This window comes from Thalassococcus lentus (assembly GCF_028023555.1).
Classification (GTDB): domain Bacteria; phylum Pseudomonadota; class Alphaproteobacteria; order Rhodobacterales; family Rhodobacteraceae; genus Thalassococcus_A; species Thalassococcus_A lentus.
Genome location: NZ_JAQIOY010000001.1, coordinates 758,968 through 785,265, shown reverse-complemented (window position 1 = coordinate 785,265; position 26,298 = coordinate 758,968). Strand labels below are relative to the sequence as shown.

The window sequence follows — 26,298 nt, the reverse complement described above, 5'->3', positions numbered from 1 at the left end:
TTACTCCTCCTGCGGCCCTTCGGCCTCGATCTCATCGAATTTCGTCTCGTCCACAGCCGAGGCTTTGCGCGCCTTCAGCATTTCGCGAACAAGTTCATCAGTCATGACCAGCTTGGCTTCTGCCAGCCAGTCGAATTGAAGGCCGATTGTGCCTTCTTCAAGGTTAATCAGGACCTCACCGTCTTCGACCCCGGCCAATACGCCGCGAAACCGTTTGCGACCATCGATCAGGTCTGCGGTTTCCAGCTTGGCCTCATAGCCTTCAAACGTCTCAAAGTCCTTCAATCGGGTCAGTGGGCGGTCTATGCCCGGGCTCGAGACTTCGAGCACATAGGCGTCCAGGATCGGATCCTCGACATCCAGCAAGGCGCTGACAGCTGTCGAAATCTGCGCGCATTCATCGACTTCGATCCCGCCGGTCGGACGTTCCGCCATGATCTGCAACGTTGGTGTGTTGCCCCCCATCAGACGAATCCGAACCAGTTCGAATCCCATGTCCTCAATCACAGGGGTCGTGATCTCAGCCAGTCGCTGATCCATCGAGGTTTTAGCGATAAGGTCGCTCATCTACTTGCCTTTCGCGGGCATCGGCCATCTGAGCCACGGGCACAAAAAAACGGGCCCGCGGCCCGTTACACTTTCCGGTGGGCGCCGGGTTTGGACCCCAGCGCGCCGCTGTTGAGCGTGATATAGGCGAGCAGCGCGCATTGCGCAAGGACAAAGCACGGACTGGCCTTGCCGGGTCTATCGCAAAGCCGATTTCATCGCTGCCTTTGGAAAACAGGTCGCCATCTGTCCGCGCGATTCCTGCCAGCGCCCGATTGACCGGCGCGTCTTGAACCCGGCAAGTCCATCGGCGCCGCCAACATCATGACCCATCCGCTCCAGCGCTCGCTGCATAACCGCGACATCCGATCGATAAAGCCCGCCCACATTGCCCCAGCCAGCGGCGAAGTCACCCATTCCATATTGGATGCGATCCCCCACATGCCCGACAAACAAGGCGTAGAGGTCTGAGTTGTTGTAGTCTTTGAGCACATAGAAATTGGGCGTTACAATAAAGGCAGGGCCATCACGCCCTGCAGGCATCAGCAGATATCCCTCGGCGCGGCGCTCGTGTTCGGGGAATGCCTTGCCCGAAACGCGCTTGACCCCCAGCTTTTCCCAATCCCGAATGCGGCGACCCTGATCCGGCCCTTCCAGAGAACAGGAAACCGAAGCGGGCACCATCACTTCAAACCCCCAGTCACGCCCCTTTTTCCAACCGTGCTTGGCCAAATAGTTGCCGATAGATGCGATTGTATCTGCTTCGGACCGCCAGATATCAGCTTTGCGATCACCATTTCCGTCGGCCGCATATTTCAGAAAATTGCTGGGCATGAACTGCGGCTGACCCAAGGCACCGGCCCAGCTGCTGTTCATGGCTTTACCCGGCGCGTGCCCTGCCTGCGCAATCTTTAGTGCTGCGATCAGCTCGTCTGAAAAGTAGTCGGCGCGGGTGCTCATGAACCCCTTGGTTCCCAGCACTTCAAAGGCGTTGTTTCGGATTGGCACCTGACCATACCCCGACTCGCGCCCCCAGATCCCCAGAATGACCCGACCCGGAACACCCGTCTTGCGTTCGGTCGCCGCGAGAGCCTGCGCATGTCGCTTTGCCATCTGCCGACCGACACGGGTCGCACCATCGATGGACCCGCGGTTAAAGTATTTGCCCGGCGATCCAAACTCGGCCTGCCGCTGGCGTTTGGGGGTTTGCGCCCGCGTTCCCGGCGGCACGAGATCCGGAAGCTTCCAATTCAGCGAAACCCCGGCAAAGGCCGCATCAAAAGTGCGCCTCGATACACCCTCGCGCTTGGCCCTTGGCCAAATGACTTGCTCCAACCAACTTTGAAACTGTTTTTCGATCGCACCTTTGTTTTGCGCGGATCCAGTTTGGGGCACCAAAGTCAGGGCAAGGCAAAAGACAATCAATCGCAGAAGCATTGGGTAATCCGGAAAAGCCATTGTTTGAAAACAGCCTAGCGGATTGGTGCGCGCCGTCTATGTGATCCTCGCGCTCGATTCTGGATCGGCGACGCGCCGCGCGAACACGCAGACCACTGCAACACAAATCGCCTTAAAATTAGTCGCGCCATACATCATAGCGCCTAAATTTTAATCATTGTTGATACTTCGGACGCAGAGCTACGGGGAATCGTTCAACCGTGTCGGCCAACATGCTGAAAAATGCAGCATCCGCCTCGCGAACAATTCAGGACCAGAGCCATCAACGCGCCCGCCCATCCCCCGGACATGCAATCGGCTGCCATGCCGCCCCGCGCGCGCGGGGCTGTCAGCATTTCGGCCAAGCCCGGCCCGCGCGGCAGCGCGCTGGACCGGATGAGACAGGCGGGATCGCTCAAGGTTCTTTTCCCGCGCAGACAAAGTGAAGCGCTGGACGCAGTTCTGGTCAATACGGCAGGCGGCGTCACAGGCGGTGATCGCTTCAAGACCGAAGCAACCGCCGCGACTGGAACAATGCTGACCATTACCACGCAGGCCGCCGAAAGAGCCTATCGCGCTATGCCCGGTCAGACCGGAACAATCGACAATGTCCTGACGGTCGAAACCGGAGCCCAGATCAACTGGCTGCCTCAGGAAACGATCCTCTTTCAAGGCAGTGCCTTGAAGCGTCGCCTTTGCGTTGACCTTCAGAGCGAGGCAAAGCTCTTGATTTGCGAGCCCTTGGTTTTCGGACGGACCGCAATGAACGAAACCCTGACCGATGCGGCGCTTGCCGACGAAATCAGGGTCACGCGAAACGGCTCACCACTCTATATCGACCGGCTGGTGATGAACGGAGACCTGCAGGCCAAACTGGCCCGTGCAGGTGTCGCCGCCGGTGCAGGCGCTCTGGCAACAGTGCTTTTTATCGCCCCAAACGCCGAGGCGCATATCAAAGCGCTCAGAAAGCTGTGTCCAGACAGCGGCGGTGTCAGCCTGCTTGGCCCGGACACGCTGACAATCCGGTTGCTGGCCTTGGACAGCCACATTCTGCGCCAATCGCTTATCCCGATCCTGAACCGCCTTAGCGGCGCCACTCTGCCCAGACCATGGATGCTCTGAAATGAACCTGACCCCCCGAGAAAAAGACAAACTGCTGGTCGCGATGGCCGCCGAGGTCGCCCGCAAACGGCTGGCGCGCGGCGTCAAGCTGAACCACCCCGAAGCCATTGCCCTGATCACCGATGCAGTGGTCGAAGGTGCCCGTGATGGGCGATCGGTCGCGGATATGATGGAGGCTGGCGCCCAGGTCATAACCCGCGAGCAATGCATGGATGGCGTGCCCGAGATGATCCACGAGGTACAGGTTGAAGCCACCTTTCCGGACGGAACCAAACTGGTGACCGTGCACCATCCGATCCGTTGAGAATGCGTATTTTGGAAAAAGAAGAAGGACAGATCATGAAGATCAAAGCTCTTGCCCTGCTGGCCAGTTTTGCAGCCTCTCCTGCCGTTGCGCATCCCGGCGCACACATGCACCCCCATTCGGTTGAAGGATGGGTGGTCGGTCTTGGCATTCTGGCCATGCTGGGTGCTGGTGTTGTCGCGCTAAGGGCCCGCAAATGATTCCCGGGGAGTTGATCCCGGCCGAGGGCAGTCTCGAGTTGAACCCGGGGCGGCCTGTAACCACCCTGATGGTCGCCAACACCGGCGACAGACCGGTTCAGGTTGGCAGCCACTATCACTTTGCCGAAGCCAATAGTGCTCTGGAGTTTGACCGGGCAGCCGCGCGCGGCATGCGGCTGGATATCGCCGCTGGAACAGCCGTGCGTTTTGAACCCGGCCAGCGCCGCGAAGTGTCGCTGATCCCGATCTCGGGCGCGCGCACGATCTACGGCTTCAACCAAGATGTGATGGGCCCGCTTTGATCATTGAACCCGGCGCCATGACGCCTGAACCCTTTCCTGTTTTCCTTGGTGCCCAATTTGCGGGCTGCCTTGCTTTGAGGAGGCAACGAAATGCCTGCTAGGATTTCCCGCTCTGATTATGCAGCAATGTTCGGCCCGACTGTTGGCGATCGCCTGCGCCTCGCCGACACGGATCTGATTATCGAAGTCGAACGCGACTTGACTGCCGAGGCGGCCGGCGCCGCCGAGACCAGTGGTGCCGGAGCCAACGCCATGGCCTACGGCGAAGAGGTCAAATTCGGCGGTGGCAAAGTCATCCGCGACGGGATGGGGCAGGCTCAGACTACGCGGGCCGAAGGCGCCGTAGACACGGTGATCACCAATGCACTGATCGTGGATTGGACCGGCATCTACAAGGCCGATGTCGGTCTGAAGGACGGCCAAATTCACAAGATCGGAAAAGCCGGAAACCCTGACACTCAGCCCGGCGTCGACATCATCGTCGGACCGGGAACCGAAGCGATTGCCGGTGAAGGACGCATTTTGACGGCTGGCGGATTCGACTCCCATATTCACTTTATCTGCCCTCAACAGATCGAGGACGCTCTGCATTCCGGCTTGACCACCATGCTGGGCGGCGGCACCGGCCCCGCGCATGGAACGCTGGCCACGACCTGTACGCCGGGTCCATGGCACATCGGGCGCATGCTGCAGGCCGCTGACGGATTTGCCATGAACCTCGCCTTTGCTGGCAAGGGAAACGCGTCATTGCCTGCAGCCCTGGAGGAGCAGGTCAACGCCGGTGCCTGCGCGCTCAAGCTGCATGAGGACTGGGGAACGACCCCCGGGGCAATCGACTGCTGCCTGACCGTGGCAGATGCCATGGATGTGCAGGTCATGATCCATACAGATACGTTGAACGAGTCTGGTTTCGTGGAGAACACCGTCGCGGCCATGAAGGGCCGGACAATTCACGCCTTTCACACCGAGGGCGCAGGCGGCGGACACGCGCCGGATATCATCAAGATTTGTGGCGACGCCAACGTACTGCCCTCATCAACCAACCCGACGCGCCCGTTTACGGTAAACACACTCGAAGAGCATCTGGACATGCTCATGGTGTGCCACCATCTCGACAAGTCGATCCCGGAAGATGTCGCTTTTGCCGAAAGCCGCATCCGGCGCGAAACCATCGCCGCCGAAGATATTCTGCACGACATGGGCGCGTTTTCCATCATTGCCTCTGACAGTCAGGCCATGGGCCGGGTTGGCGAGGTCATCATCCGCACATGGCAAACGGCGGACAAAATGAAGAAACAGCGGGGGCGTTTGGCAGATGAGACCGGTGACAACGACAACCTGCGTGTGCGCCGCTATATCGCGAAGTACACCATCAACCCAGCCATCGCGCATGGCATTTCCACCCATATCGGGAGCATCGAAGAAGGCAAGCGCGCTGATCTGTGCCTCTGGAACCCCGCCTTTTTCGGAGTGAAGCCGGAGATGGTATTGCTGGGTGGAACGATCGCCTGTGCACAGATGGGGGATCCGAACGCGTCGATCCCAACGCCGCAACCGGTCTACTCCAGACCGATGTGGGGGGCCTATGGTCGCTCTGTTGAACGAAGCGCCGTAACCTTTGTCTCTGAGGCCGCGCAGGCCAATGGTGTGGGGGATGCGCTTGGACTGGCGAAGACAACGCTACCGGTCAAACACACACGCGGCATCGGCAAACGCGACCTGAAACTGAACGACGCCTTGCCGTCGGTCGAAGTAAACCCGGAAACCTACGAGGTTCGCGCTGATGGCGAATTGCTGACCTGCGAGCCCGCTTCGGAATTGCCGATGGCACAACGCTATTTCCTGTTCTGAAACGTACTGAGCGCAAAATACCGACCAAAAGGCAGATTTCGCCTGCCTCAAAAATTCCAGGTTATCCATGCAAACATCTCAAACCTATCACGACCATAGCCACGCCCTTGCATCCGATAGCGTCACCCTGACCTACGAGGATCGGTTTTTGCGTCGTAAAGTGCTGACGACCCAATCGGGAACCAAACTGTTGGTCGATCTGCCAAAGACGACATCGCTGGATCATGGGGGTGTCTTGGTCACCCTCGATGGCGCGGAAATCCGCATCGAAGCGGCGCCGGAGCCTTTGCTTGAAGTGACCGGAACGCATTTGCTGCGATTGGCTTGGCATATCGGCAATCGTCACATGCCTTGCCAGATCGAGGACACCCGTTTGTTGATTCAGCGCGATCATGTGATCCGTGACATGTTGGTACAGCTTGGCGCTACACTGCGCGAGGTGGACGAACCTTTCACCCCGGAAGGAGGAGCCTATGGCCACGGCCGCACCCACAGCCATGCCCACTGATGACGCGGTTCTGACACTGGCCCATTGGTTTTCGCCGTCCTATCCGATCGGGTCTTTCAGCTTTTCCCATGGACTTGAATGGGCCGCGCAGGCCGGAACCGTCAACAACGGTGCAGATCTGACTGACTGGCTGAAGGACGTTCTAGACGATGGCGCCGGGCGTTCCGACGCGTTGTTCCTGGCTGCGGCCTATCATGCGCAGAGCGAGGACGCTGTCACTTTGATCGACCAGACCGCCCGCGCTTTTGCGCCGTCGTCCGAACGGCTTGCCGAAACGCATAAGCAGGGCAATGCGTTCTGCAAAATCACTCAGGACGTCTGGGGGACGGAACTGCCGGACCTAAGTTATCCAGTCGCTGTTGGCCGCGCGGCTCGATTGTGCGGGCTGCCGCAAAAACTGGCGGCCGCAATGTATTTGCAGAGCTTTGTCGCAAACCTTGTGGCCGCCGCCCAACGCCTTTGCCCAATCGGTCAAACAGAAGCGCAAACTATTGTTCGCCAGCTGACCCCGCTGTGCAATCAGATCGCAGCAGACACGATCCACGGTGATCTCGATCAGCTTTCGGGCACTGCCTTTCTGGCTGACATCGCGTCGATGAAACACGAAACCCAGTATTCAAGGATCTTCCAGACATGACCAAGCTGAATGGCCCATTGCGGGTTGGTATCGGTGGCCCTGTCGGGGCTGGCAAGACGACCCTCACCGCGGCTTTGGCCGAAGCCTTTCGCGACACGCATTCGGTTGGCGTGATCACCAATGACATCTACACGCGTGAGGATGCGGACGCCCTGATGCGAATGCAGGTGCTTCCCTCGGATCGGGTGATCGGCGTTGAGACCGGTGGGTGCCCACACACGGCAATTCGCGAGGACGCCTCGATCAATCTTGCCGCCGTGGCCGAAATGGTTACACGCCATCCTGAAGTCGAAGTTGTCTTCATTGAATCGGGTGGCGACAACCTGTCTGCAACGTTCAGCCCCGAGCTGGCCGACCTTACGCTCTATGTCATTGATGTCGCTGCGGGCGAAGAAATCCCGCGCAAAGGTGGGCCCGCCATTACACGATCGGATCTGTTGATCATCAACAAGACCGATCTGGCACCGCACGTGGGCGCAGACTTGAGTGTGATGGAAAGGGATGCCGGGCGGATGCGTGGCGAACGACCTTTCGTTTTCAGCAACCTCAAGGCACGTAAAGGCGTCGAGGCGATTTGTCGGCACATTGAGGAAATGGGCGCTCTGCGCCCAGTGTCTGAACAGGTTCCGGCGGAATAGGATTTGCGTGTCAGCGCGCCTCTGTTGGTTGCAGGTCGCTGCCAACATCATCTACGGTCCACCAAGACGAATTTGAGGGGGACAGTGGATGACCAAACATGTGATTGAAACGCCCGAGCAAAGCGCGCTGCCAGTCGTTGGGTCTGATGCCACATTCCCCGTCCGGCGCGTTTATTGCATTGGCCGCAACTATGCCGCCCATGCCATTGAAATGGGCCATGACCCGGATCGCGAAGCGCCATTCTTCTTTCAGAAGAACCCGAACAATCTGGACCCGTCGGGTGAGTTTCCGTACCCGGCACATAGTCACGATGTGCATCACGAAGCCGAAATGCTCGTCGCCCTGCAAAGCGGTGGGCGGGATATTCCCATCGCGGAGGCCCTGTCCCATGTGTACGGTTATGGGCTGGCGCTGGATATGACGCGCAGGGACTTGCAAGGCGAGATGAAAAAGGCCGGGCGTCCGTGGGAAATCGGAAAAGCATTCGAACAGTCCGCCCCATGCGGGCCGGTTTTTCCGGCTCAGCAGGTCGGCCACCCGACCCAAGGGCGCATTTCTTTGAAGGTGAATGGCGATCTGCGTCAAGACGGCGATCTGAACCAGATGATCTGGAAGGTTCCCGAAATGATTGCCTATCTCAGCCAGTATTTCGAACTTGCTGCCGGGGATGTCATCCTGTCGGGTACACCCGCCGGAGTCGGGCCGGTGCAAGTCGGGGATGTCATCGACATGTCTATCGAAGGGTTAGGCGTGCTGAACGTAAAGGTCGCCTGAGCGACCCGCACAATCAGCTTCGTTCCAATGTATCCGCCAGTTTGAGACGCTGGATTTTTCCAGACGGCCCCTTGGGCAATTCATCCATGAAGTGAATGGTGTCCGGCGACTTGAACGCACCAAGCTTTTCGTTGCAGAGCGCAATCAGGTCATCGCGGCTGATGGAAGAGCTGCTCTTCAAACGAACCGCTGCTTCGACCGTTTCTCCGTAGCGATTGCACTTACGGGCAAAGGCTGCTGCCTCGACGACATCTGGATGCGAATACAACGCTTCATCCACCTCACGAGGAGCGATATTCTCACCCCCCTTGATGATAAGCTCCTTGAGACGGCCAGTAACAAAAACATAGCCGCCCTCATCCATCCGTGCCAGATCACCTGTCCGCAACCACCCATCCCGAAAACTGCTTTGGGTTGCTTCGGGGTTGCGCAGGTACTCCAGCATCACATTAGGACCGCGCACGACGATTTCTCCCTCTGCGCCATCCGGAGCGCGATTGCCCTGGCCATCCTGAATTTGCACTTCGCAGCCATAGGCGATGCCGGGCGAGCCTATTTTCCGAACGCCGGGCGGCAGTGGGTTCGACAGGATTTGTGCGGCCGTTTCCGTCAACCCCATCGTTTCAATGATCGGCACGTCAAAGCGGCTCTCGAATGCGCTTTGGGTTTCGACAGCCAGTGCCGAAGACGCCGAGCGACCAAACCGCAGCCGGGCCTTGCAAGCCTCCGCCGGCTCGGCCGCGCCATGCAACAAGTGTGAAATGATCGTCGGGACCGCCGAAAACCACGTGACCTCGGTTTCATCCGCCTGCTGCCAGAACCGCGATGCGGAAAACCGGCTGGTCATGGCCAACGATCCACCAGACACCAGGGCCCCCATGACCGTCACGCACAGACCGTTGATGTGATAGATCGGCAGAATGCAAAAGCCACGGTCGGTCGGCCCAAGCCCATGCGCAACAGCTGTCGTCCATCCGCCCGCCAACAAACTGGCATGACTGTGAACAACACCTTTGGGACGGCCCGTTGTGCCCGAGGTATACATCAGCAATGCATGGTCATCCGGTTGCACGGTATGAAGCGCTGCATCCGAAGGCCCATCAAGAGGCAGAGGGACAACGCCGCTGTCATTGGCTTCGGCAAAAAGGGTTGCACAATCCGGATGCACATAGGCAAACCGAGCCTGCGAATGATCCAGCGCATAGGCAATCGCATCCCGCCCGGCGGCAAGGTTGATCATCGTCGCGCGGAAGCCCCCCGCAACAGCGCCATAAAATGCAATGACCGCCTCTCGCCCGTTTGGCGACACAATAGCCAGACTATCCCCCGGCTTGGCACCTTGGCCTGTGACGTGGCGCGCAAAAGACAAAGCCTCATCTTGCAAGGTGGTCCAGCTTAGGTTTTCGCCGGTTTCAGGAAAAACGATTGCCGTACCGCCCGCCTGTGCGCGCGCGGCAAGCCAATCCCGTACAGTTCCTTCCGGCGGCGTATCCGACGTCAGTTTCATTGCCCTGCTTCACCCCAATACTCACTGAAAATCTGGTCGAGCGTAGGCTCACGAGCCGGGATTTCCCGAACAATCTTGGTCGACTGAAGGAAGTGCTTCCAATGCAGATTGTCATCGATCGAATTGCCGCCCCAGCTGCCACAGCCCATCGACAAGGAAAATGGCATTCCATTGGTAAAGGACCCACCTGTCGCAAAGGTATGCGCCTGATTGACGATCACACGGCTGGTCGGGATCGCCCGGGCCAGTTGCATCGGGCGATCCGCGTTTTGGCTGTGCAGACCAACAGAATGGCCTGCGCCCTGATGCCGTTGAATTCGAAGAGTGGTTACAACAGCCGCTTCAAAATCTGATGCGCGATAGAGCGCCAAGACCCTGCTCAGCTTTTCACCCGAAAGCGGATGTTCCGGTCCAATGCCTTCAGTCGGAACCGCAATATACTCAGTGCCGTCCGGCACGTGCTCTTCAAGGCCCAGCGCGGAAATCATCTTGTCCGCATCTTGTGCAATCGCCGCCCGGTTCAAGTGACCATCAGGCCAAAGTGCGGCAACCACACCTTGTTCATTGTCGACCACCGCCCCGCCTGCCCGGGCCATTGCAGCAACGAAGTCATCATAGACGGCGTCGACGACAACGGCAGAATTTTCAGACGAACACGATGTGGCATTGTCAAATGTCTTGGACGCGCGAATTTTTTCGGCTGCGGCATCCAGATCTGCAGTTTCATCGACGATGACCGTGACGTTCCCAGCCCCCACGGCGACCGCCGGCGTTCCAGCGGTTTGCGCGCGGTGCACATTGTTCTGACTGCCGGTGCAAATGATCTTGTCGCAGGCCTCCATCAGACGCTGTGTCTTTTCCTTGGATCCCGGCGCGGGCACCATCTGCACCAAATCGGGATCTTCGCCGATCTTGGAAAACTCGGCGTGAATGAACGCGAGCAGCCGTTCACAAGATGCAACGCCCTTTGGCGACGGAGCCACCACGATTGCGTTGCCGCACTTCAGTGCGTTGATGATGTTGTTGGCTGGCGTCGCAGCCGGATTGGTCGAAGGCACGATGGCTCCAACCACGCCCATTGGGCGCGCAATTTCTGTGATGCCGTTTTCCGCATCGTCGCGGATCACACCAAATGTGGTCACGCCCTGAATATCCCGCATGAGGCCAAGCGTCTTGCGGTGGTTCTTGGTGATCTTGTCGGCAACGTTGCCCAGACCTGTGGTTGCGACCGCAAGCTCCGCCAATTCACGATTCCGTCCCGGCTCCATGATGGCCCATGCAGCAGCGGCAGCGGCACGATCATAACGGGCTTGGCTGCCATTCGCTTCGTATTGCGCCTGAGCGGTGCGCGCGCGCACAATAATAGTATCCAGTTCAGTGACGGGATCCACGGCGTTCATCTTTCTGCCTTTCGATTGATGCGCAGGGCACGTGACGCGCGCCCTGCCTAGTTTTTGGTGCGATCAGAGACCGGCAAGCAGTTCCTTCAGGGTCTCTTCACGGGCCTTCCACATCGCGATGACTTCATCACGGGTCATGATGTGCATGGGCGAACCACCTGCTTTCATCTTGCCTGCAACGCGGCCGTTCTTGAACATTTCAGGCACGGTCGCGGCCAGTTTGTCGATGATCGGCTGCGGCGTGCCTTTGGGCACCATGACACCACGGAAGTTCACGGATGCGTTGTCGATTTCGAAACCCTGCTCTTTGAGGGTCGGAACATCTGGCATGAAATCGTTCCGCTCCAGATCAAAGACACCCAGAATTTTGACGTTGCCAGCTTCGCGGGCGCGGAACGCATCGCTGAGGTTGTTGACGCCGCCCAGAACTTCACCGGCGATCACGGCCTTCATGGCTCCGGCGCCACCCTTGTTGTTGGGGATATACGCCAGCTTCACACCGGCAGCTTTTTCGAGCTGCAGCGCTGCAATGTGATGGCCTACGAACAGACCTGCGCCCGAGAAAGTCAGCTTGCCGGGATTTGCCTTGGCATAGTTCACGACGTCTTCCATCGAGTTGAACTCGCTGTCAGCACCAACAACGAACACCGCCGGGTCAGCACCCCAGTTCGCAATGGGCTCAAAGCTCTCGGTCGAGTAGGATACACCACCTTCGATCGACTGCGCGATAAAGTGCGGCACGTTGTAGGCACCCAATGTGTAGCCATCGGCATCCGCTTGCGATGCAAACCAGTTCCAACCGACACGGCCACCGGCACCCGGCTTGTTGATGATTGCGATTGGCATACCCAATGCATCTTCGTTGCCGGCTGTCATTGTGACAATCCGGGCCTGGAAGTCAGTTGCACCACCGGCGCCATAGCTGACCATCATCATGACCGGACGTTCCGGATAGGCATCATGCCCATCAGCAAATGCCGTACCCGTCATTGCGGTCAGTGCGACCGCTGCGGCTGCGATTAGTTTTTTCATGGTTAGTCCTCCCTTGGGAATTGATCTGCCGCTGTTGCGGTTCAGAAGAAAATCTCTCGCGGTGTGAACACGTTCAGAAGTTGAGCGAAGAGACCGTACATGACCGCCAGAAAGCCGGCCGTGATGAGTGCGCGTTTGATCCAGCTGCGCATTTCAGAGTGCGGTGCCGGATCATAGAGCGACAAAAGAATGAAAAACGTGGCGGTGGTCGCCGTATAGAAGCCCAGCGCCTTGGCTGCCCAAAAGATGTAAATCAGGGCAACAACGAGACCGGGCAGTATATTGATCATGGCGCCCCGGCTGAGGCCTGCACCGACCTTTGATTTGCCCATCAGGGCCTTGCCAAAGGTCCATAGCGCCAGAACCACAAAGACAGTCGAAATGATGCGCGGGAACAGGAAGGCCGCAGCCGGTTCCTGCGTGTAGCTGACATAAGCCACCCAAATACCAACAACGGCAACAAGCCCACTGGCAATGATATGCTGGCTGCGTGGAAGATCAGTCATGACAGCGCCTCCTCTTTGGCAACTGCGTCTTCCTTGGTGACGTAGCGGCGGTGACGCAGTTCCATCCAGACCGAATAAACAATCGATGCTACGACGATGGCGATCAGGGTCAGGTTCAACAGGCCGGTAAAGAAGTACTGCCCGACGCTAGACGTCGCATTCGCGATCATCGAACCCTGAATAAAGTTGGCTTCGGCAATCGGACCAAGGATCAGACCAAGCACCAAGGGCGCTGCAGAAAAACCGAAACGCTCAAGGAAATACATTCCAGTGCCCAGCGCGGCCATGATGTACACGTCGCCCATCGAGTTCTGCACCGAATAGCTGCCGAATACAGCCAACGACAGAACGACCGCAGCCATGACTGCATTTGGCACCTGCGCCACGCGCGCGGCCAGACCGGCCACATAGAGGCCAAAGATGCACATCAGGATCTGGCCCACCAACATCGAGTTGATGAAGGTCCATGCCACTTGCGGGTGATTGTCGAACAGATCACTGCCCGGGAAAATGCCGTGGATCAGCAATCCACCCAGCAATACGGCCGCAGTGGGCGATCCGGGAATGGACAGGGTCAGCAGTGGCACCAAGGAGGGCCCAACCATCGCATTGTTCGCGCTTTCCGCGGCGATGACGCCCTCGGGGTGACCTGTTCCGAATTTCGCGCGCTCTGGGCTCATTTTCTTGGATTGATCGTAAGCCACCAGACCGGCGATCTGCCCGCCCACTCCGGGGATCAGACCAATGACCGATCCTGTAATCGTGCCGATTGACAGGGCGCGTGTGCGGGAAAAGACCTCGCCGAATGCCTTGGAGATCGGGTGGCGTTCTACCGACAGAACCTCGGCGTCCAGTCGTGCACGACCCTTGGCAAACATGGTGATGACCTGCGGGATGGCGAACAAACCAATCAGTGCCGGGATGACGTTAATGCCACCAGAGACGCTGGGATGGAAAATGAACCGCTGCGCACCCATGATGTCATCAAAACCGATTGTGGCCAGCCATAGACCGATGCATCCGGACAGCAGACCCTTGACTACCGAGCTGCCATCCAGCGACCCGATGACAGTGACCCCCAGAATAGCAAGCCAGAACAGGTGCGAGGGTCCGAAGGCCAGCGCCCATTGTGCCAGCACAGGCGTCAGGAAAATCAACAGAAGGACACCGAAAACCCCGCCAACTGCAGAGGCAAGGAACGAAAGCTGAAGCGCACGCGCGCCTTCGCCTTTCTGTGCCATCGTATGGCCATCCAGCGTCGTGGCGATATTAGCCGGTGCACCCGGGATTTTGAGGAGGATCGCGCTGACCGCGCCACCTGCAACCGTAGACGTGTAGGCCGCGCCCAACAGGATCAGGCCCTGAGCAGGTTCCAGCTTGAAGGTGAACGGGATCAGCAAAGCCACCGCCATCGTCGGCGACAGACCCGGCGTGGCCCCCAATATCAGACCCCCGATCGTTCCGATCAGAAGCAGCATGAAGTTGAACGGCGTAAAGACGTCGCCGAAATAAAGTAGGAACTCCAAGCCCTCTCTCCCCTGCTGGCTTGTCGCGATTGATCAATAACAGTAAGAAATGAAAATAGTTTTGCAAATGTTTTCATTTTTCTCGGGAAAAAGGAGTGTAAATGTCTGGTTTAAAATCTAAAAAAGCCGATATTATCGCCGTTGCAAAGCTTGCGCGTGTCTCACCTTCGACGGTGTCACGCAGCTTCAACCACCCTGATTTGGTCAAGGCGACCACACGAAAAAAGATCGACTCTGCGATTCGAAAACTGGGCTATATCCGCAACCGAGCGGCCCAGACGATTCATGGAATTCGCAGCGGAACCATCGGGCTGATCGTACCAACGGTTGATCAAACGATCTTTGCCGAACTGATTCAGAGTTTTTCCGAAGCGGTCGAAAAGCGCGGCTTTACGATCCTTCTGGCATCCCACGGTTACAACCTGTCACGAGAATACGAACTGACGCGCAAAATGCTTGAACATCGGGTTGATGGCGTCGCGCTAATCGGCCTCGAACACGCGCATGACACCTACGAATTGCTTGAACAGCAGGCCATGCCCGCAATCCTGCTCTGGAACCATTCAGATACGGCACGGCTCCCTTCTGTCGGGTCAGACAATGAAACCGCGGGCTATCTGATTGGCGCTCATGTGGCTGATCTGGGCCATCGCAGGATTGCCGCAGTCTTTCCGCCACTGGACGGCAATGAGCGCGCGTCCATGCGTTTTGATGGGGTCCTGAAAGCCCTGACCGAACGCGGCTGCGAAATTCCACAAAAGTGGCGGGTGGAAACACCCTACAGTGTGTCTTCGGCAAAGGCGGAAACGGAACGGCTGATCAACAGTGAAGATCGGCCTGACGCCATAATTTGCGGCAACGATGTTCTGGCATGGGGCGTTCTTTACGGGCTGGCCAAAGCGAGGCTGAGTGTTCCGGACGATGTGTCCGTCACGGGTATCGGAGATTTCAAAGGGTCCAAGGATTTCGAGCCAGGCCTGACCACAGTGCGTATTCCTGCCAAAACCATTGGGGAAACCGCTGCAGAAGCAATTTCCGGCATGATTACATCCAATGTAACGACGGGCAACGGAACGATGGTGCCGCCCGAACTGATCGTTCGGGCATCCAGTGCCCCGGCCAGATAATGCCGGGTCAGACGAACCGCGAAACGATGTTTTCCAGTCGCTCCTGACGCCCCGATACGGGCTCAGGCTGCACGTTGTCCCGCTCTACCCGCTCGGCGATTTCCTCGAGACTCAGGCAAAGCATTGCTTTGGCTTCGGGGGTATCCCAACCCGCATAGCGCGCTTCGCGGGCCTTTTCCAAAGATCCGTCTTTCAACATGGCCGCCGCTGCCTTGTAACCCCGGGCACAGATGTCAAACGCCCCAGCATGCGCCAAAATCAGATCCTGCGGATCAAGTGATTGGCGCCGCAGCTTGGCGTCAAAGTTTGTACCGCCCGTGGTGAATCCGCCGTTCTTCAGGATTTCATAGTAGGCCAAAGCCACTTCCGGGACGGAGTTCGGGAACTGGTCGGTATCCCATCCGGATTGATAATCGTTCCGGTTCATGTCGATCGACCCAAGAATGCCCAATGCGGCAGCAGTGGCCAGTTCATGTTCAAAACTGTGCCCGGCAAGGATCGCATGGCCCTGTTCGATGTTGACCTTAACCTCTTTCTCAAGACCGAAGTCCTTAAGGAAACCGTATACCGTCGCGACATCGTAATCGTACTGGTGCTTTGTAGGTTCCTGCGGCTTGGGCTCGATCAGAATATTGCCTTTGAAGCCGATCTTCTTGGCGTAGTCTACCGTGAGGCACAGAAAGCTACCCGCTTGCTCACGCTCGCGCTTGAGGTCCGTATTCAACAGGGTCTCGTACCCTTCCCGCCCACCCCAGAGCACGTAATTTTCGCCCCCAAGTTTCAGCGTGGCGTCCATGCAGTATTTCACCGTGGCGGCCGAGTAGGCAAAAACCTCTGGATCGGGGTTCGTGGCTGCGCCCGCCATAAAGCGCCGGTGAGAGAACAGGTTGGCAGTGCCCCAAAGCAGCTTGGTGCCTGTGCTCTCCATCTTGAGACCGAGGTAGTCGGTCATTTCTTCCATCCGCGACCGGGATTCAGCCATCGTTGCACCTTCTGGGCGAACGTCGGCATCGTGCCAACAATAGTATGGCTGCCCCAGAATGCGGAACATTTCAAAGGCGACATCCGCCTTCATCTTGGCCAATTCCATTGTGTCGCCAAACCATGGTCGCTCAAAGGTCGGGCCACCAAAAGGGTCACCGCCCGGCCAGGCAAAACTGTGCCAATAGGCGACTGCAAACCGCAGGTGGTCCGCCATGCTTTTGCCGTCCAGCATCTCGTTGGGGTCATAGTGGCGATAAGCAAATTCATTGGTCGAATCCGCGCCTTGATAGGTGATCGCGGGGATATCTTTGAAAAAGTCGGTCATGACAGCTCCATCATATGCAAGGCCGCTTCGCGAAACCGTGCGTGCGCGTCCTGAAAGGCTTGGGAAAGGGCAGAGACAGGCTCCACCGTTGTTTTGATTGGGGGTGGCACCGCGATGCTGGCATCGCCGGTTGCGGCAATCATACCCAGCCGGGCGGCGCCGAACGCGGCGCCGAAATCACCGCCCACCGGGACGTCCAGCGGGATGTTCAGTGCTGTTGCGACCACCTGCAGCCAGTATTCGGACTGACTGCCGCCGCCAACGGCAACACAGGATTCCACCGTTGTGCCTGCCGCCGCAAGCGCGTCCCGGTTGTCAGCAAGCGCAAAGGCAACACCTTCCAGCACCGCGCGGGTTCCGGCCGCACGGTCAGTGGCGTGATCCAAACCGACGAATCCGCCGCGAACCGAAGCGCTGTTCAGCGGTGTGCGTTCGCCGCCGAGGTAGGGCAGGAAAGCCGTTGCACCCGGTGCCTGCAGCGCACCCAGTTCGCGCGTCAACGACACCGGATCACTGCCAACCAAGTTGGCCCACCAATTCAAGGCATCCGTCGCCGCGAGAATAACACCCATCTGGTGCCACATATCAGGCAAGGCGTGACAAAAGGTGTGAACCGCGGTCTCTGGATCAGGTTGAAACCCATCGCAGGCCGCAAACAATACGCCGGACGTGCCGAGCGACACAAAAGCTTGTCCGCTTTTGACAACGCCCATGCCCAGCGCAGAGGCCGCATTGTCCCCCGCACCGCCCGCCACGGGCACATCGCCTGAAAATCCCCAACGCGCCGCCAAGGAAGGCCGAAGCGTGCCAGACACCTGCGATCCTTCGACCAATCCCGGCATCTCCTCTCGACTCAACCCGGATCGCTCCAACAAAGTGTCGCTCCAGTCCCTTGAGCAGGTGTCCAGCCAACTGGTGCCCGCAGCGTCCGACATTTCAGACATCTTTTCACCTGTCAGCCAGAAGCGAAGATAGTCCTTGGGCAGCAAGACCGAGCTTATTCGGTTGAATACTTCGGGATGGGTCTCTCGCATCCATTGCACCTTTGGTGCGGTGAACCCGGGAAAGACTATGTTCCCCGAAATAGCGCGCCAGATTGGATCCCCATCCATGGCCGAGGCTTGTTCGGATGAGCGCGTGTCGTTCCACAAAATGCAGGGCCAAAGCACGTCGTCATTGGCATCCAGCATAGTCGCGCCGTGCATGTGCCCAGAAAGCCCGATTCCTTTGACACCTGACAGATCAACAGTACCGGCCAATTTGTCCAACACGTGTTCGGCAGCGGAAATCCAGTCTGCTGGATCTTGCTCTGACCAGCCCACATGCCGGCGGCTGACTGTCAAAGGCGCCGTTGCCTCTGCAATCGGGTTCTGATCCTCATCAATCAGCAAAGCCTTGAGTCCAGATGTGCCGAGATCGAGTCCAAGATACATGTTTTCCACCGAGCGATTGAGAATCTGGATTGGATTACACCTTCAGACTTGACCCTATTAAATTTGGTTGTCAAAGTAATTTTTACGAAAAAGGGGTTCACTCCGGCAAATACCGATGCAGTCACACCGTTTTTCGACAAAATTAGCCGGTTCTGAGTAATCTTTAATTCTTGAGGAAAAGTAATGAGCGCGCAGGAAGCTACAATACCCGGCTGCGGCCCCTTTGCTCCGGTAGAGAGCGCAGCCGAGTCTTTGAAGTTGGCGATCTTCGAACGGATCCGCGCCGAAGGGTCCGTGTCGCGGGCGCAAATTTCCAAGGCGCTTTCCATCAGCCCGGCAACAGTCACCACGCAGACCGCATCGTTGATTGAAATGGGTCTTGTGCGGGAAAAAGACGTTGAGACTGAAGTCGCGCGCGGACGACCGCCCATTGCCCTGATCGTGGAACCCCGCGCGCATCTGGTTGCCGGGCTCAAGCTGTCGGACAAGGAACACTCGGCTGTCATTTATGATTTTGCAGGCAATCAATTGGCGTCAGCAGCGCTGGCCGTCTCCGGCGATCCCAGTCTGGAACTCTTGCTGCAAAGCACCCAAGAGTTGGTCATCAAGGTGTGCCAGACAGCAGGGATTTCGACGCAGGACCTGTCTGCGATCGGAGTGGGTGTTCCCGGATTCGTCAATGCATCGACTGGCACGGCGCATTGGTCCCCCTTGATCGACGAAACCGAAGTTGCCCTTGCCGATTTGCTGGCTGTACGACTGGGAAACACGGTCGTCATCGACAACGATGCCAACCTGATCGCACTGGCTGAGCTTTGGTTTGGCGTAGGGCGGCATATCTCGGACTTTGCGGTTGTCACCATCGAACATGGCGTCGGCATGGGGCTGGTAATCAACCACAAGCTCTATTCAGGCGCGCGTGGAATGGGCATGGAGCTCGGACATACAAAAGTTGCGCTGGACGGTGCGCTCTGCCGCTGCGGCCAGCGTGGCTGCCTCGAGGCTTACGTTGCCGACTACGCCCTGATCCGGGAAGCTTCGATCGCCTCCCCAAGGTGCAAGCCGAATGCACCTGTTCATGAAGTGTTGGAAACCCTGTTCGACGAAGCAAAGGCAAACAACCGAGCTGCGCGGTCCATTTTCGAACGCGCGGGCAAGTACCTTGCCATGGGCATCGGGAACGTCGTCAATCTGTTTGACCCGCAACTGATTATCTTGTCCGGCGAACGGATGCAGTACGACTTTCTGTTTTCCGACGACACGCTCGGAGAGATACAGCGCCACACCCTGAATTCCGGCGTCACAATACCCCCCGTCGAAATCCACGCCTGGGGTGATTTTGTCTGGGCTTCAGGCGCTGCCGCAATGGCACTTGCCAAAGTGACCGAAAAAACGCTCGACACGCGGGGGTAACGCGCGTCTCAATATTTCCTAGGGCTCTAGGAAGCTGGCGGGGCAAAAGCCGCCTCATGCAATCTGCTGGTAGGGCTCATTCAAGTAGAACCACGACCAATACTGACAGATATTCAGCCAATCCCGTACCGTTTGCGCAGATTGCGCGTCCCGATCTTTTGGCATCAATCGGGACGGTAAGACTGTCGCCGACAATCGACACTCAGCGCAGTCAATGTTGGGCATACAACACTTGTTTTTGCTTTGCTTCAGCGTGCTTAGAATTGTTTTGTGCGTGCCATTGTGGCGCCCGGCACAATCAATCGCATATCCTGTTTGCGGATCCAGCTCGAACAAGGGCCCATCACACGTCACCTCACGGTTAAACGCCTTGGGGTAAACGATTGTGCCGGGAAACTCATCGATCACGTCGTCGACGATTCTTCTGCATTCAAGTAGATCATCTGGTTTGAATGCCAGATTGTCAGTCTCGTTGCTAAACCGAAAGAACTCCTTGTCGTTCGCCATACCCTTTTGAAGTTTGCTCAGATAGCTTTCGGTCGGGCTATACATGTTGAATGTCATCTGGGCGCCTTCGCCCTTCATGATCCGGGCGACTTCACGTATCTGACCCATGTTTTGGCTGTTTATCGTGTAAACAAAATGCGCACGCGGATCATTGGCGTAGTTGCGCAGAGCCTTCCAAAATGTCCCCCCACCCCGCAACTTGGCTGTGTCTTCGGGATTGCCCCATACCGAAACCGCAATACGAAACGGAATGTCTTTCGCAATCTTTACCGTACCATTTGCCGCAATGATGCCATTTGGAATTTTGTCAGCCGCCGCTCTGATCCGATCAGGAAACAGCGCAGCTTCTGCGCCGCCAACATAGACGAATTGCACATTCTCTTTAGCCTCAGCCTCGAAAAACGCTCTCCATCTTGAGATGTCTTCCTCGTCTGTCATCTCCTGCGCGTCACCCTCGTAGTAGTAGCAACCCTCACAAAACAAATTGCAGCGCGAGGTCAGATCGACAGAAACCGGGTTCGACAGTTTTCGGGCATCCTTGCGCACCTTCTGAAACGATTGTTCAAGCGCAGCATCGCTGCGGCAAATCTCTCGAATTGCGCGGACACGCTCCATATTCACCAAGAAGGCGCTAGCCATGATGGACATCCTCTAGAATTGAATCGAATTCGCGCAGCAAATCGCCTGTACCGAGCGCACTGGAGACGGATTCGTGCTCGGCGTACCTTGCCACTGGGCAAAGGCTAACCTCGGGAAGATGCGCAATGTTGTTGGCTTGCACTGCGTCGAGCGGCTCGTTTTCACAAAAAATCATGCGGATCGGGCTTCGCTTGTGGCGCGCTTCCAACCACGCCCGCAAGTTCAACTGACTGTCATCAAGACGCTTGTTCAAAGCATGGATTGCCGCTTGTCCGCGCGCGTCATCATTTTGCTTTAGAAACTCGATCCGAATGTCAGTGGGCCCTGAGAATGACAGCACGCGTCGGGCCTCAAGCTCACACCCCCAAACAATGGCGCCAACGCCTCCTCCGGAAGTGCCAATCGTGTATACACGGTCCAAATTATTGGCATCCAGACGTTGTCTAAGGCCTGAGATCGAGGCATCCAGCGTGCCGCCCAATGTATCAAGACCGTCCCAAAACAACTTGGCACGGCTGTCGTAGAACGAACCGGTAGAAACGCCGTATCCTGCAAAAAAACGATCTATCATGGAAAAGGGCATTGCCCCCGTTCTTCGAGCGAAACCAGCAAAAGCCAACACGGCGGCACCGCTTTGTCCTGCTTCGCTGAGCCGAACTTCGCTGTCGAGTATTCCGCCTTTCAACAGTGCGCGTCGGGGCGGCATTATCCGGCTCGCAAATTCAATCAGATTGCCAATCGCCGAATTGTCACCGGAGAAATCCAAACCTTCCAAGACATGGATTGCTGGTTTCAGATCGGGTGAGGAATCCAGAAACGCTGCCGCAGCTCTCAGGAAGGCATGCTCACCTTCGCCAGTTTCCATATGTTGTCGCAAAAAAGCTTCGGCTTTGGCATAGTCTTCCATGGCGCCGGCACAAACCGCTTGTCCCAACAAAACCCTTGCGCTGCCTTGGTTGGATACCTCGTCGAAAACCCTCGCAGCGGTCTCGAATTTCCGAGCTGAAACCAGCGCCTGAGCATAGGCAACTCTTGTTCGATCCAGCGGAAAGACTTCGGCGATGCGACGATTGTATTCGACAATCTCTGTTTCCGATAAAGCGGCAATGCGTTGGTTCAGAGCCGCCCGAAGCACTTGTTCGATCTGCGTCGGATTGGTTAGTTCTGCATCGAGATCAATCTCAGCGCCATCAAATCCCATTTTCAGACGGGCTGCGGATATCAATCCTTTCAACTGCTCATCTGTCGGGAACTTGGCGCGGCCGCGTTCATATGTACGAAGCGCTGCAGCGAGGTCTTTTTTCTCTTGTGTCTGACCAAGCCTGATGACCGGTGCGGCCTTGTCCGGTCGCACAGCCACTGCACGTGAAAAAAATTCAATTGCTGCAGGAAAATCGCCGTTTCTGACGGCACACCGCCCTGCGCCCATCAATGCACCAAAGTTCTCTGGCCGCTTTTCAAGCAACGCCGAAAAAGCCTCAAATGAAGCAGAGTATTTTGCTTCAGCTTCAAGGGCTAAGGCGCTGGATAACTGCGCTTTGACATCCATTTTTGAGCTATCACCTGGGCGTAAAACTGCGACAACAATGCCTGCCGCGGAACATGAATCATAAATCGAAAGGTGACAAGCCGTCCACAACCCGAGGGCTACATAAACGGATACAATTTGGAAAAGATTTAAGCCGTTTCCGGACGGGTCAGGAACAAGTGCGGAAAACTTTGAGAGGTAAGATGGTGCCCAGGAGAGGCAAATAAGCCCACTTACCCAAGCTCTTTCCAGCCATTATCATCTAATTTTTTCATGTATTTAGCTTATACATAGATATATCAGGGTTGCAGAAAGCATCTCTAGTGCGCAAATAAAAAGGTGGACAAATGGGTGGACGCGAGAGGGCAGGCAATGGCGGCAATCAGCAAACTGACAGCACGCGGAATTAGCGCACTGCCACCGGGGAAGCATTCAGATGGTGCAGGGCTCTGGTTTTGGAACCGGGGCGAGAATTCAAAGCAATGGATATTGCGCATCACGGTTCACGGACGGCGTCGAGAAATGGGATTGGGTGGCTGGCCAGATGTGACCTTGGCCGATGCTCGCAAGCTGGCCAAGCATTGGAGGTCGCAAGCAAAGGCTGGGGTTGACCCTGTTAAGCAACGCGAAAAAGAACGGCGGCAGGCCGAGCGCAATCTGCACCTTCTGCGCGATGTGGCGGCAGACGCATTTGAAAGCCGGAAGGCTGAGCTTAAAGGTGATGGAAAAGCTGGCCGGTGGTTCTCGCCATTGGAATTGCACGTGCTACCGAAGCTGGGCGGCGTCCCGGTGGCCGACATTGATCAAATTGACATTCGAGACGCACTGCGACCGATCTGGCATAGCAAAGCGGACACAGCCCGCAAAGCGATGAACCGGCTTTCAATCGCTATCAAACACGGCGCGGCGCTAGGACTCGACGTTGACCTGCAAGCGGTTGATAAGGCCAAAGCACTTTTAGGTGCGCAGCGACACGTCGCGAAAAACATCCCCGCAATGCCTTGGTCCGATGTTCCAGGATTTTACCAGACCCTTTCGGACGGAACCGTGACGCACCTCGCTTTACGTCTACTGATTTTGACTGGTGTGCGTACTGCTGCGCTGAGGAATTGCCGCGTTGAGCAAATCGAAGGCGACATTTGGACGATACCCGCTGAGTTTATGAAGGGTAGAAAAGGAAAGACGGAAGATTTTCGGGTTTCTTTGTCCAAAGAAGCTCAAACTGTGATCAAGCAAGCTTTGGCCCATGAGCGCGGCGGCTGGCTTTTGCCCGGCACGCGGGGCAAAGGACCGATCAGCGACATGACGCTTTCTCAGCTTATGGCGCGAAGAAAGGTTGAGGCGCGCCCACACGGCTTCCGGACGTCCCTGCGCACTTGGTTGGCGGATTGCACAGATGCGCCTCATGAGGTCGCTGAAACGGTGCTGGGGCATGCCACTGGCACTACCGTCAGTCGAGCCTATCAACGCAGCGATCACCTCGAACAACGCCGAGTGCTCATGGAGCGCTGGGCAGATCACGTCACTGGGGCATTAAGCTCAGTTGTGCGGCTTCATGGCTGAGTACGACCCAAAATTCGAGGATATCGAAACTGCTGCTGCTGCGGAGGCTTGGCTGCGTTTTGGGGCTGTACTCAGCCGTGACGATTATGCGCCGCCAGAGCTTTTTCGACTATCACCGGATGACGAAAGCGCGCCCATCGAGTGCGCCATATGGCGAATCGTACTCAAATATGTGCCGAAGTGGGCCGCTGGCGGCGTTAGGCACGCACTGCTGGATCCGGAGTTCCACGTGGACGCGGAAGCTCGCTTCCGAATGGCTTTAGCGTTGCAATTGGCAGAAGAAAGCGTTGGCAAGAGAGAACGCAAAATACAAGCCAGAAACACGGTTTTGCTTTTTGCACTCATTATCCATGAAAGACTTGGGTACCCTATTCGGCCTAACGTTGGCGACAGCGAGGCCAAAGCCATCCTAGCCAAAGCGAATTGCACGATAGGGGGAGATACCCTCCAAGACATTTGGAAAAATCGTTTCGGTATACTTGAAGACTTTGGTATGTCTAAGAAATTATTGGATAAAGTACTGCCGGAAAAGAAAGCAAAATAATTCCGTCGAGATAGCTGGGGTTATCCCGCAGTTTGCCTGCGTACCCTGTTCTATATCGAGGAATGCCATGACTGACCGACTTCTCAAAGTATCCGAAATCACCGAACAACTGGCTATTGCCGAACCAACGGTTTGGCGCTGGATTAGCAATGGAAAGTTTCCCGCTCCGATCAAATTGGGTCGCGCTAGCCGATGGAGGCAGTCGACCATCGAACAATGGCTCAAAGAGCAAGAGTCGAGCTGGGATGCCAACCCAGCGCAATCGACTGCCGAAGTTGGTCATTCGAACTGAACCAAAACGAGAATGGCTGTCAATAACAGAGAATTGCAAGACATTATCGCTCTGGATATTAGCGCCAACGCTAGGCTTGTCCTGCTGGAAATCCTATCGCACCGAAGAGGATACACGGTGCACCGCGCCAACATCCTTAAGCGGGTGGGCATCTCGGAAAACACGCTCGATGGAGCAATTAAAGAGTTGCGACCCTTCGGTTTACTTGAAAAGCAGAAGCGCGGGTCAAATGGCAAGTATTCACCAGGATATCGCGCGGCCACCGGACCCCAAAAATTGGGGAACGGCACCGGACCCCAAAAATTGGGGTCGTTAATAGGTAAGATAGGCACCGTTGCACCAAAGGCCGAAATCAACCGGACCGCCGACACACTGATGAAGCTCTGGACCGCCGCCGGATCGGACCCCGTTTTGAATACGGTGCGGCAACATTTGCGGGGGGCTTCACGACTCGCGGGTTTGCCCGATATCGAGAGGAGAGCACGGCAATACATCGCTGCAGTTATCGCATCAGGCAGGTCGCCATGTAATTTGGCAAAATGGCTGCGGGATGAGCGGTTTGTCGAAGTCACTGAGGATTTGCGCGTAATCGAAGGAGGCCGTTCAGAGGTCGTGCCTCCGGCACTGCAAGAGGAACCCGGTCTCTCCCCCCGAAACCGTTGCTCTGAGAAATGCTAAGAAAAGGGGCTTTTCCGGACTGTCTCACTAAAAAAGGTGCTTGGAACGTAAAAATTCCCGGTGTGATAAATCTCGTTATGTCACCGTCTATGCGAATTATCGACCATGAGCCCGGATTGTGGGAACGCCTTGCATCTCAGGGATGGCGCGCTCAACGCCGGCACGCGAACACCGCGCAGCAAGGAGTAACCTTGACCCACCCGAACGGCGGCGAAAAATGTATCGGTTTCACAGGTGCTGTCGAGGTGTCGAGGCTTCCTGATCTGCGGGCCGCGGCGTTTGCCCGCCGGATGCACCTGGGCATATGCAATCGGGCCCGTCCCACAGGGTACGCCACAGGCAGCCCACATGGCGCCACTGAGAGCCAGCCTGACACTTAGTGGGTGGGGACCCACCGCCAGCGCACCTTCAGTACTTGGTGGGCTTGTCTCTTCGCTTTGGGAAGATTTGATCGAGTATATCGGGTGTTGCCAAATCTGGGTGCATCACGACCATACCAAAGTTTTGACCTTCCGATTTGTGCGTGACCTCGCTTTTCGTTGCGGGTGAAATCCCATTAATTCCGGCAAGCCACTCGTTTGCACGCATGGCTACCGACAAGTTTTCTCTCTGGTTTGCCAGTTTCACAATGTTTGCGATTGCACACTGCCCCGCGTTCTCTCGAAAGAGTTTGGCCAGGGTTTTTTCCAACGAACGCCCATGACTTGAACGGCGAGAGCGTGAAAAGTTGGCTTCGGTGATCCCTGCGATCTTCGCCGCTTCGCGCGCAAAGCGTACCTCTCCTCCTGCCAGCAAACACATAGCGGCAATTGAGGCGGCAGAGATGCGGGAACCGCGCGGTTTGTGTTCCCGAGCAGCCTCAAACAACGCAAAAGCTGCGGGGAATTTGTCGGGATCGAGGGGGCAACTTAGTTTCATAAAGTTAGCTTGTGCCGGCCGATCAATGTCCACCAAGCACCACACGGTTCCAGCTT

Annotated in this window: 26 protein-coding genes and 2 pseudogenes; 15 read left to right on the top strand and 13 right to left on the bottom strand. The window is 56.8% G+C overall.

The window, feature by feature from the left end; genetic code table 11:
* Together rimP and PFY00_RS03825 are read right to left on the bottom strand one after the other, a co-directional pair.
* Positions 1–567: a ribosome maturation factor RimP gene (rimP, locus tag PFY00_RS03830; protein ID WP_271431178.1), complete on the bottom strand. Its 567-nt coding sequence runs from the start codon at positions 565–567 to the stop codon at positions 1–3.
* Positions 568–744: 177 nt separating this feature from the next.
* The gene (locus tag PFY00_RS03825) at positions 745–1,983 is read right to left on the bottom strand and encodes a lytic murein transglycosylase (protein WP_271431177.1); all 1,239 of its coding nucleotides are present in this window, start codon (positions 1,981–1,983) and stop codon (positions 745–747) included.
* 243 nt (positions 1,984–2,226) lie between these two features.
* Here PFY00_RS03825 and PFY00_RS03820 point away from each other — a divergent pair, with 243 nt between their 5' ends.
* The 9 genes from PFY00_RS03820 to PFY00_RS03780 all read left to right on the top strand — a co-directional run bounded on the left by PFY00_RS03820 (position 2,227) and on the right by PFY00_RS03780 (position 8,320).
* Entirely contained in the window at positions 2,227–3,105 is an 879-nt protein-coding gene (locus tag PFY00_RS03820) for an urease accessory protein UreD (RefSeq protein WP_271431176.1), read from the top strand.
* A gap of 1 nt (position 3,106) precedes the next feature.
* Positions 3,107–3,409: an urease subunit gamma gene (locus PFY00_RS03815; protein ID WP_271431175.1), complete on the top strand. Its 303-nt coding sequence runs from the start codon at positions 3,107–3,109 to the stop codon at positions 3,407–3,409.
* Between the two features lie 35 nt (positions 3,410–3,444).
* Positions 3,445–3,609: a hypothetical protein gene (locus PFY00_RS03810; RefSeq protein ID WP_271431174.1), complete on the top strand. Its 165-nt coding sequence runs from the start codon at positions 3,445–3,447 to the stop codon at positions 3,607–3,609.
* Entirely contained in the window at positions 3,606–3,911 is a 306-nt protein-coding gene (locus PFY00_RS03805) for an urease subunit beta (RefSeq protein ID WP_271431173.1), read from the top strand. The genes PFY00_RS03810 and PFY00_RS03805 overlap by 4 nt, the downstream gene beginning before the upstream one ends.
* A gap of 90 nt (positions 3,912–4,001) precedes the next feature.
* Positions 4,002–5,762, top strand: coding sequence for an urease subunit alpha (gene ureC, locus PFY00_RS03800; protein WP_271431172.1), 1,761 nt, complete (start codon positions 4,002–4,004; stop codon positions 5,760–5,762).
* 67 nt (positions 5,763–5,829) lie between these two features.
* A complete protein-coding gene (locus tag PFY00_RS03795; protein WP_271431171.1) occupies positions 5,830–6,270 on the top strand; it encodes an urease accessory protein UreE in 441 nt (146 codons plus the stop codon).
* The gene (locus PFY00_RS03790) at positions 6,236–6,907 is read left to right on the top strand and encodes an urease accessory protein UreF (protein ID WP_271431170.1); all 672 of its coding nucleotides are present in this window, start codon (positions 6,236–6,238) and stop codon (positions 6,905–6,907) included. Before PFY00_RS03795 ends, PFY00_RS03790 begins: the two co-directional genes overlap by 35 nt.
* Positions 6,904–7,545, top strand: coding sequence for an urease accessory protein UreG (gene ureG, locus PFY00_RS03785; protein ID WP_271431169.1), 642 nt, complete (start codon positions 6,904–6,906; stop codon positions 7,543–7,545). The genes PFY00_RS03790 and ureG overlap by 4 nt, the downstream gene beginning before the upstream one ends.
* Positions 7,546–7,633: 88 nt before the next feature.
* Positions 7,634–8,320 carry a fumarylacetoacetate hydrolase family protein gene (locus PFY00_RS03780; protein ID WP_271431168.1) on the top strand — a complete coding sequence of 229 codons (687 nt, stop codon included), beginning with the start codon at positions 7,634–7,636 and terminating at the stop codon, positions 8,318–8,320.
* A 13-nt stretch (positions 8,321–8,333) separates the two neighbouring features.
* On the opposite strand, the gene PFY00_RS03775 is transcribed toward PFY00_RS03780, so the two are convergent.
* From PFY00_RS03775 to PFY00_RS03755, 5 genes and pseudogenes are all read right to left on the bottom strand, one after another.
* Complete coding sequence (locus tag PFY00_RS03775; protein ID WP_271431167.1) at positions 8,334–9,827, bottom strand: AMP-binding protein; 1,494 nt, start codon at positions 9,825–9,827, stop codon at positions 8,334–8,336.
* Positions 9,824–11,263, bottom strand: a pseudogene (gene sauS / locus PFY00_RS03770) (acylating sulfoacetaldehyde dehydrogenase); the annotation flags it as partial. The gene PFY00_RS03775 and the pseudogene sauS, both read right to left, overlap by 4 nt.
* Before the next feature lie 27 nt (positions 11,264–11,290).
* Complete coding sequence (locus PFY00_RS03765; RefSeq protein WP_271431166.1) at positions 11,291–12,259, bottom strand: tripartite tricarboxylate transporter substrate binding protein; 969 nt, start codon at positions 12,257–12,259, stop codon at positions 11,291–11,293.
* 41 nt (positions 12,260–12,300) lie between these two features.
* On the bottom strand, positions 12,301–12,765 hold the full coding sequence (locus PFY00_RS03760; RefSeq protein ID WP_271431165.1) for a tripartite tricarboxylate transporter TctB family protein: 465 nt from the start codon (positions 12,763–12,765) through the stop codon (positions 12,301–12,303).
* Positions 12,762–14,291, bottom strand: coding sequence for a tripartite tricarboxylate transporter permease (locus tag PFY00_RS03755; RefSeq protein WP_271431164.1), 1,530 nt, complete (start codon positions 14,289–14,291; stop codon positions 12,762–12,764). The genes PFY00_RS03760 and PFY00_RS03755 overlap by 4 nt, the downstream gene beginning before the upstream one ends.
* A gap of 101 nt (positions 14,292–14,392) precedes the next feature.
* On the opposite strand from PFY00_RS03755, the gene PFY00_RS03750 reads away from it, so the two are divergent.
* Positions 14,393–15,418 (top strand): LacI family DNA-binding transcriptional regulator, encoded by a 1,026-nt coding sequence (locus PFY00_RS03750; protein WP_271431163.1) that lies wholly within the window; start codon positions 14,393–14,395, stop codon positions 15,416–15,418.
* A gap of 7 nt (positions 15,419–15,425) precedes the next feature.
* Here the strand turns inward: PFY00_RS03750 and xylA are convergent, their stop codons facing one another.
* Both xylA and xylB read right to left on the bottom strand, forming a co-directional pair.
* Positions 15,426–16,727 carry a xylose isomerase gene (gene xylA / locus PFY00_RS03745; RefSeq protein WP_271431162.1) on the bottom strand — a complete coding sequence of 434 codons (1,302 nt, stop codon included), beginning with the start codon at positions 16,725–16,727 and terminating at the stop codon, positions 15,426–15,428.
* Positions 16,724–18,160: a xylulokinase gene (gene xylB, locus PFY00_RS03740; RefSeq protein WP_271431161.1), complete on the bottom strand. Its 1,437-nt coding sequence runs from the start codon at positions 18,158–18,160 to the stop codon at positions 16,724–16,726. Before xylB ends, xylA begins: the two co-directional genes overlap by 4 nt.
* Positions 18,161–18,343: 183 nt before the next feature.
* Here xylB and PFY00_RS03735 point away from each other — a divergent pair, with 183 nt between their 5' ends.
* On the top strand, positions 18,344–19,573 hold the full coding sequence (locus PFY00_RS03735) for an ROK family transcriptional regulator (protein ID WP_271431160.1): 1,230 nt from the start codon (positions 18,344–18,346) through the stop codon (positions 19,571–19,573).
* 54 nt (positions 19,574–19,627) lie between these two features.
* Here the strand turns inward: PFY00_RS03735 and PFY00_RS03730 are convergent, their stop codons facing one another.
* The 3 genes and pseudogenes from PFY00_RS03730 to PFY00_RS18980 form a co-directional block, all read right to left on the bottom strand.
* Entirely contained in the window at positions 19,628–20,719 is a 1,092-nt protein-coding gene (locus PFY00_RS03730) for a radical SAM protein (RefSeq protein WP_271431159.1), read from the bottom strand.
* Entirely contained in the window at positions 20,712–22,073 is a 1,362-nt protein-coding gene (locus PFY00_RS03725; protein ID WP_271431158.1) for a hypothetical protein, read from the bottom strand. The genes PFY00_RS03730 and PFY00_RS03725 overlap by 8 nt, the downstream gene beginning before the upstream one ends.
* Positions 22,074–22,124: 51 nt before the next feature.
* Positions 22,125–22,268, bottom strand: a pseudogene (locus PFY00_RS18980) (hypothetical protein); the annotation flags it as partial.
* Between the two features lie 351 nt (positions 22,269–22,619).
* Between PFY00_RS18980 and PFY00_RS03715 the strand changes: the two are divergent.
* The 4 genes from PFY00_RS03715 to PFY00_RS03700 all read left to right on the top strand — a co-directional run bounded on the left by PFY00_RS03715 (position 22,620) and on the right by PFY00_RS03700 (position 25,324).
* Positions 22,620–23,810 (top strand): tyrosine-type recombinase/integrase, encoded by a 1,191-nt coding sequence (locus PFY00_RS03715; protein WP_271431156.1) that lies wholly within the window; start codon positions 22,620–22,622, stop codon positions 23,808–23,810.
* Complete coding sequence (locus tag PFY00_RS03710; protein ID WP_271431155.1) at positions 23,803–24,354, top strand: hypothetical protein; 552 nt, start codon at positions 23,803–23,805, stop codon at positions 24,352–24,354. Before PFY00_RS03715 ends, PFY00_RS03710 begins: the two co-directional genes overlap by 8 nt.
* 67 nt (positions 24,355–24,421) lie before the next feature.
* Positions 24,422–24,646, top strand: a complete 225-nt coding sequence (locus PFY00_RS03705) for a helix-turn-helix transcriptional regulator (protein WP_271431154.1) — start codon at positions 24,422–24,424, stop codon at positions 24,644–24,646.
* A gap of 12 nt (positions 24,647–24,658) precedes the next feature.
* Positions 24,659–25,324: a hypothetical protein gene (locus PFY00_RS03700; protein ID WP_271431153.1), complete on the top strand. Its 666-nt coding sequence runs from the start codon at positions 24,659–24,661 to the stop codon at positions 25,322–25,324.
* 408 nt (positions 25,325–25,732) lie between these two features.
* Here PFY00_RS03700 and PFY00_RS03695 read toward each other — a convergent pair whose 3' ends face one another.
* On the bottom strand, positions 25,733–26,275 hold the full coding sequence (locus tag PFY00_RS03695; protein WP_271431152.1) for a hypothetical protein: 543 nt from the start codon (positions 26,273–26,275) through the stop codon (positions 25,733–25,735).
* Positions 26,276–26,298 lie beyond the last annotated feature (23 nt).